6 protein-coding genes are annotated in these 6,559 nt (G+C 62.4%); all 6 read left to right on the forward strand.

Annotated features, from left to right (window positions below; genetic code table 11):
• Positions 1-391 precede the first annotated feature (391 nt).
• The 6 genes from AN233_RS17055 (at position 392) to AN233_RS01505 (ending at position 6,302) form a co-directional block, all read left to right on the forward strand.
• Positions 392-532 (forward strand): hypothetical protein, encoded by a 141-nt coding sequence (locus AN233_RS17055; protein WP_176696605.1) that lies wholly within the window; start codon positions 392-394, stop codon positions 530-532.
• Positions 533-730: 198 nt separating this feature from the next.
• On the forward strand, positions 731-2,392 hold the full coding sequence (locus AN233_RS01485) for a winged helix-turn-helix domain-containing protein (RefSeq protein ID WP_058365104.1): 1,662 nt from the start codon (positions 731-733) through the stop codon (positions 2,390-2,392).
• An 844-nt stretch (positions 2,393-3,236) separates the two neighbouring features.
• Entirely contained in the window at positions 3,237-3,800 is a 564-nt protein-coding gene (locus AN233_RS01490) for a hypothetical protein (protein WP_058365105.1), read from the forward strand.
• A gap of 155 nt (positions 3,801-3,955) precedes the next feature.
• Positions 3,956-4,546, forward strand: coding sequence for a tyrosine-type recombinase/integrase (locus AN233_RS01495; RefSeq protein WP_058365106.1), 591 nt, complete (start codon positions 3,956-3,958; stop codon positions 4,544-4,546).
• Positions 4,547-4,790: 244 nt separating this feature from the next.
• Positions 4,791-5,390, forward strand: coding sequence for a hypothetical protein (locus tag AN233_RS01500; RefSeq protein WP_058365107.1), 600 nt, complete (start codon positions 4,791-4,793; stop codon positions 5,388-5,390).
• Between the two features lie 120 nt (positions 5,391-5,510).
• Positions 5,511-6,302 carry a hypothetical protein gene (locus AN233_RS01505; RefSeq protein ID WP_141654117.1) on the forward strand — a complete coding sequence of 264 codons (792 nt, stop codon included), beginning with the start codon at positions 5,511-5,513 and terminating at the stop codon, positions 6,300-6,302.
• Positions 6,303-6,559: the final 257 nt, after the last annotated feature.

Raw genomic sequence — 6,559 nt, forward strand, 5'->3', positions numbered from 1 at the left:
CCCGGTCTGCTGCGTGTTTTGTGGACTTCCGTTCGACGGCGACTGCGAGCGCTGTCCTGCCCTCGACAACCGGGGGTGCCGACCATGATGCGGTGCCGGGTCACGGCCGACGCTTCCGACTACCCGAGCCACAACAGCAGCGCACGTGTCGGTGCGCGGCCTGAGAGAGGTGTTGGCGCGTGAGCCTCGGCTATGGTGGGTCGCTCACGTGTGAGAAGGACTCCGAGTTCCGCTGCAAGGTCTGCAAAGCGCGGTGTACTCGAAGCCCCGTCGACGCGACCGAGTACGGCCATCTCGTCGGGTGCCCACAACGGCCCGAGAAGTTCCACGTCGGCTCAGGCGACGGTCGTCGGTACCGCCCCGAGGAGGACCTCGAGGGAGGTGTGTCCGCGTGAGCGACGACGATCTCGGTCACGCGTCCTCCGTGGCCGATCAGCTTCGGCTCGCCGCTGAGAACGACGACCTCCCCGAGGAGATCGCGGACGGTCACGACCTGGAGGACTCCGACAAAGAGGTGGACGATGTCGAGTGAGTCCCGCTCCGCGCCAGGCGTCGGTCACGTGGGGCCGCTCCTCTCAGCACGGTGTACCGGCTGCCAGATGACCTCTGAGAAGCGGACTGCTGAGATCGTCGGCGAACGGTCGAACGGGTCGTTCAAGCACGTTTGCCACTCGTGCCAGTCCGTTACCTGGTGGAACGTCCTCGATGTCCTCGAGGAGCGTGGTTCAGCGTGAGCGTCGAGACTCCGAGCACTCCCGACGCCACGATCGGGACGCTCCCCGATCCGCACATCGAGGACCGAGTCGCGTCGCAGCCTGCCGCGCACGGTGCTGCGGTGCAGGCCGTGTTCAACGACGCGGGCCGCGATCTCGCCCTCTACTCCGCGGTCCACCAGCTGTGGTACGACATCGTCGGTGACCGCGACGAGGAACCCGGGATCGCCGCCGCTGTCGATCACAACGATCTCCCGTGGCTCGACGCTCCGACGAGCGGCCGCGAGTGGGTCGTGCAGCTCACTTCGTCGCGCTGGAAGGCCGGAACGGGGACGGGCGACGACTACTCGGCGTACTACAAGTACGACCTCACGCTTCGCGAGCGCGACGAGGAGGGCGACCTCCACAAGACCGGGAAGGCGTGCTCACTCCGCGTGATCCCGCAGTTCGACGATCTCAACTACGAGGACGGCTCCGAGCTCACGCTCCAGTACGGCGACGGCTCCCTCGTGCGGTGCTCGACGACGTGGGCGGACTCCGCCGACGAGGTGGAAGGACGGATGCTGGACGTCCTCGAGATCGTCCTCGACGTCGACCGCGGCCGCCTCCTGGAGGATCGCGAGCCGGACTCGCGTCGGCTGACGGATGCCGAGGCGCATCACCGGTTCGACATCGGCTGGAAGCGGCAGGTGATCGAGGTGATGGACCAGACGCAGGAGCTGATCGCCTACGGCGGGATGTCCGAGATCGAGGCCCACCAGTACCGGCAGCGTGAGGGGTACCTGGAGGCGCTCCTCGACGCCGACCGCTGGCACCTCCTCGGTTTCGAGCGCACGACCTACGACATCGAACTCAAGTGCTACCAGGCTGCCGGATGGACGGAGATTCCGCGGGAGGATCCGGCGCACCACCCGAAGCTCGAGGCGTCGTTCGCGGGCGTCGACGGAGACGGCGCGCTGCCGCACGTCGACGACTGGGACGAGGTCATGTCGGTGCTCCACTCGATCGTCTCTGCACACTTGGAGTGGGCTGGCGTCGGTCGGGACGAGCTGGTCGCGGACGACTATCAGCCCGGTCCAGCGAGCCCGGACTACCGGTACGCGCATCCCTGCGGCCGCCGCGAACAGCTTCGCGAGCGCTACGAGGCGGTCGGGACGGAGATCCACCGCGAGGCGCTGAAAGCGAACACGCAGGCCGTCTACGACATCCTCCGCGTCATCGCGACCGAATCCGGGGCGTCCTACGACACGCTAGAGGAGCGGACCGGACTCGCTCGCTCTACGATCCGCTACCACGTCTCGCGGCTCGCGGAGGTCGGCGTCGCGGAGAAGGTCAGCAACCCGGTGCTGGTCGTGTTCCCGAGCCTCGCCGTGCTCAACGAGGCCGAAGACATCCTCCGCCGGATCTATCCGGACGACCAGGTCGACGACATGATAGACCGCGCGGAGAAGCGCCGCGAGCGTCGCGAAGAGCGCGACGATCCGAGTTCGGTCGACGACCTAGAGGAGAGCGACGACCAGGACGACGCTGGCGACGGAGATCGTCGTCGTGACTCCGAGTGGGCGTACTTCCACGACCTCTCGCTCGAGCCGCACCAGCTGGCGAACGCGCTCGAACGTGAGTACCTGGACGGTGACGAGGTCCGCGTGAGGACCGATCGCCGGGACTGGGTCGAGTAGCGGCGCTCAACGCGCCACGCGGTCGCCGCGGTCGGTAGCTTCAGCTCTCTGCTTTTTCGACGTTCAGCGACTCGAGCGCCCTGTTCTTGCGCCTCCTCACAGGTGATCCGTCACCTCGAGGGCATCGATCGGCGGGCGATCGACCCGATCCGGTATTTGCAGCCACAATCGAAGAGGATTTTAGAACATAACGGTCTTTAACGACTGTGGAAGAATCGAGCTTCTCGAAGTGATGAGAATCTCGATATCGGCCGATAGAGCGCTCGCGGTGCGTGGGTAGGTTAGCAGGGGACCCTACGGGTGTAGCCCCTAAGGGGGGGAGACAATAACGGCCGGAGCCAGAACGGCTCCGGCCTACCGCACCACACGTCTCCGCACGTGAAACCTACAGAACAGTCGTAGAACGCCGTTAATCCGAGAAGAACACGCCATACGCCGGGACGGGAACGCGCAAGGTAGCTTGCCAGATGACCTTACGCTACCTCAGTCTGGAAGCCGGCCAGATACAGTCGAACCAGCAGGTCCCAGCCGCGACTTCCCGCGAACGCTCACACGGAGCGCCCATGCTCGAGCGAAGAGACGATATCGGGGAGCACCGGACTACTCCTGGCCTTCGCTGAACCCGCGGACGCGTCCTCCCGCACGCTCCCGCCTTCCGCGCACACCGGGGGGACCCCTATGCGCCCATCGGATACGCGCGCGCGTATCTGCGCCGCTCGTCGTTGCGCCCGGCCGGCTCGCAACGGAGATATGTCTAGTTGATATTCCTTATATCTCATCTCGTTTTTTTTTTGATCTTTGTCGTGCAGAAAATTGATGTGTCCGGTGGGCGTGTCCTCTCGTAATGAGTTGGATTCGTGACCTCTTCCCCTCCAACCGATCTTCCGTCGAAGATAGCCAGCTGGAACACGAAGAACGGTTCCCATCCCACACCTACGGACCCGGATACGCGATCGTCGTCCATCAGCAGGAGATCTATGATATCCGTAGTCTCCTCGAATTAGATGCGGACGCACCTGATGGTTGGGAAGCCACTCCTTTCCTCACTCACGAGGACTTCGATAAACTCGTTGAGGAGAGGACTGGAGAAGAGGTTCCGTCTCCGGAATCACGTCGGGACGAGATTCGCGAAATCCTCGACTCTTGGGAAGAACAACTTACTGACTCACGAGGTGCGGTCTGGTCTGCCGTCGGCATCGACACCCGATTCAAACTCTACATTGCTCGCTGTGAAGCCCGAGCGGACTCGGAGGTAGACAGCTTCGAAGTCCCAGCAGAACTCGAAACACTTCGCGACATTCTGGACCGGATTGAAACGGCACAGAACACCGATTCGAAACTGGCGCTCGTTCACAAGCGACATCTTCCCCTCGACGAGCCCGAAGAGAAGTCGGCAGATACGAACTAACTACGATCGAACACGGGACACAGCTGGGGGATCGACCGTGTCCGACTACTCTCTAGAACCCGGACGGGATTACCCCTCCTGAGCACTCGATCCACCCCTAGAAGCCACTAATTCTGCGGCTTTTTAGCCGGTTAGCGAGAGAACCGGACGTAGCGATGAACCTGCGCGACCACGACGAAGACGAAGCCGGGAAGAAAGTCTGGCTCAGCCAGCGAGAGGTCGAACAGTTGGAAGCGGTCGCACCCGATACCGAGCACCGCGTCGCGTTCATGCTCGGCGCTCGGTGCGGGCTCCGGTCGAAAGAGATCCTCGACGTTGCTCCTCAGCACGTCGCGAAGACCGGGGCCGGCGCGATGCTGCGCGTCTGGGAGGGGAAGGGCGACAAATACCGCGAGACTCCCATGCCGCGAGATCTCGCGACGACTATCCAGACGATCGGCGATGTCCGAGACGCACCAGCCGACGACCCCGTACTCTCGATCCAGTCGACACGGTCGCTCCGGCGATGGGTGCAGGACGCCCGCAACGAACTCGCCCAGCAGCACGACGACGACGGCTGGCGCTACCTGTCGACCCACGACCTCCGCCGGACTTGGGCGACCTCACTCTCTGACGCCGAGGTCGATCCGCTACTTGTTCTCGATTGGGGTGGCTGGGAGGATCTCGAGACGTTCCTGGACCATTACAAAGGTAAGTTCTCGCCCGCCGCGCAACGACGGGCTCGCGAGAAGGTGGAGTGGCTGTAATCGAGATGGTTCTGGACCGAGTGACCACTATTCCTCAGGTCACCGCTCTTTGATGCCTTGGAAGCGCCTGTAACTTCAGCACCCAGTTACGCCGAGTAGTTGGATGGCCGCGGCCAGGATTTTCGCCCTCATCGGAGGGTACGTCGTTGCGCCCGAATGATTCCCCCGCAAGTCGTCTGGCGTTAGTACGTAAATAGCGTATTTGTCCACAAATTTTATACTTCTATCTATATATGGTACGTATATGACTGAGATGGATCAGAAAATTCAGTTGGTCCGTGAGGCCGGAGAGATAGGGCTTGAGCTCCTGGAGTGCGACACTCCGCCGGTCAGCCGGTATGCACCCGAGGGCGACGACGGCGTCCCCATCTTCCAGGAGGACGAGCGATTTTGGAGTGCGTGGACCCAGGCCCGCGACCTGGCGGCTAAGTTCGACGACGACCCCATTGTGGAGGAGGTACGAGACGACTCGGTTCCTCACTTCGCTATACACACCCGTCGCCGGATCGACGGAGAACGGTTTGCGAATGTGGGATTCGTCTACGGGGCGGATGGGAAGTGCGTCATCAACTTGGAGTTCAAGATCGAAGACGGCTGGCGGGCGATCAACGACTACCAAGAGGAGCTGACTGCACTCGACATCGGCCGGCAGATTGCGGCGGTCGAGCTCGCCGTGCTGGCGAACGAACTCCAGTCACCCGCTGAGACCTTGGACTACTGGATGACGCAGACGCTCTACTCGACTCGGCAGTCTTCGTGGGCTGATGATCGGAAGGCCAGCCCGCAGACGGTCAGCGACCGGGTCCGGTCGGCGAAGGAGAAGCTCGACTTCGAGGAGGCATAATGGCGGAATCCGCGCGCCCTTATGCGAAGGCCCACCTGGCTGAATACAGCACCAACTGAATCACCAATGGCGCTCCTTCCCTTCCGTACCGAGTCATCCACCTACTCGACGTCTGTGACGATGGACGCGAGCACTGTCGGTGATACGACTGTGACGGCAGCCGTGCATGCCCCTCGGGAGCTCGAACCGGCGATTCTGGAGGCGGTCTACGACCACGGGAGTGCGATCGGATTCAAACCGTTCTACAACAAGGCGAACGACTACGAACACGCTGTCCGCCGAGACTTCACCGAAGCCGTCCTGCAGGAATTTCCGGAGCATATCCGTGTGTTCTCCCACCGCCAGAGCTTGGATGGGAACCAGGACACCCAGCAGGTCGAAGCGGTCCACTCCGCGATCCACGTCCACGACATCTTGAACACGGTCGCCGAGCTCCCCGCAGTAATCGGCGATGGGAACGAGCAGCAGGCCAAGCCGTTCGTCGCCGCACTCGGAGGGCTGCGGGACGATCGCCCTCTGGTGGCTCACTGCCAGAAGTCGGAGTTCTACTACCCGGCGGCACTTCTCGCCGACTTGGCCTCAAATCACCTCGCCCACCGAATTAACGCCACGGACACGATGCCGCGGGCAGGAGAGCTCGTCATCCCGGCTCCACGGGCGAAGCACCATCGTGGCCAGGATTGGGGGCAGGCTATCAGCGCGACCTATCGGAACTCGCCTGAGTACACTCCCCCGACACTCCCGGCGCTTCGAGGCAACACCGTCCGAGAGCGAGTTAATTGCTGGTACGAGGGTGCCGTCATGCCGCATGAGGGTGTGGACGAGCCGATGTCGGACTCCGTTACGCGGGTGGTCAACGCTCTCCAGCGGAACGGCTACGATGACCTCGCTGAGAAACTCCGAGAGTTGTAACTGCTGAAGTTGGAATAGCGCCATTTCCCGCCCCCACGTCCGTCGAGGGACATGGTCGAACGGGCTCAACACGCTGGCGCGCAGCGCTCACCTACTACTACTACCGGCCGCGGTGATAAATCTTCACCATAACTAATGCGAGACGACTACGGTACAAATGGCTGTGTTGAATCGCTGTAAGGCGTAGAGATTCACTGTTTGACGAAGCGCTTGATGTTATAGACGACACACATCAGCGCGATTTCGCGGAATTCACG

This window comes from Haloparvum sedimenti, assembly GCF_001462205.1.
Lineage (GTDB): Archaea > Halobacteriota > Halobacteria > Halobacteriales > Haloferacaceae > Haloparvum > Haloparvum sedimenti.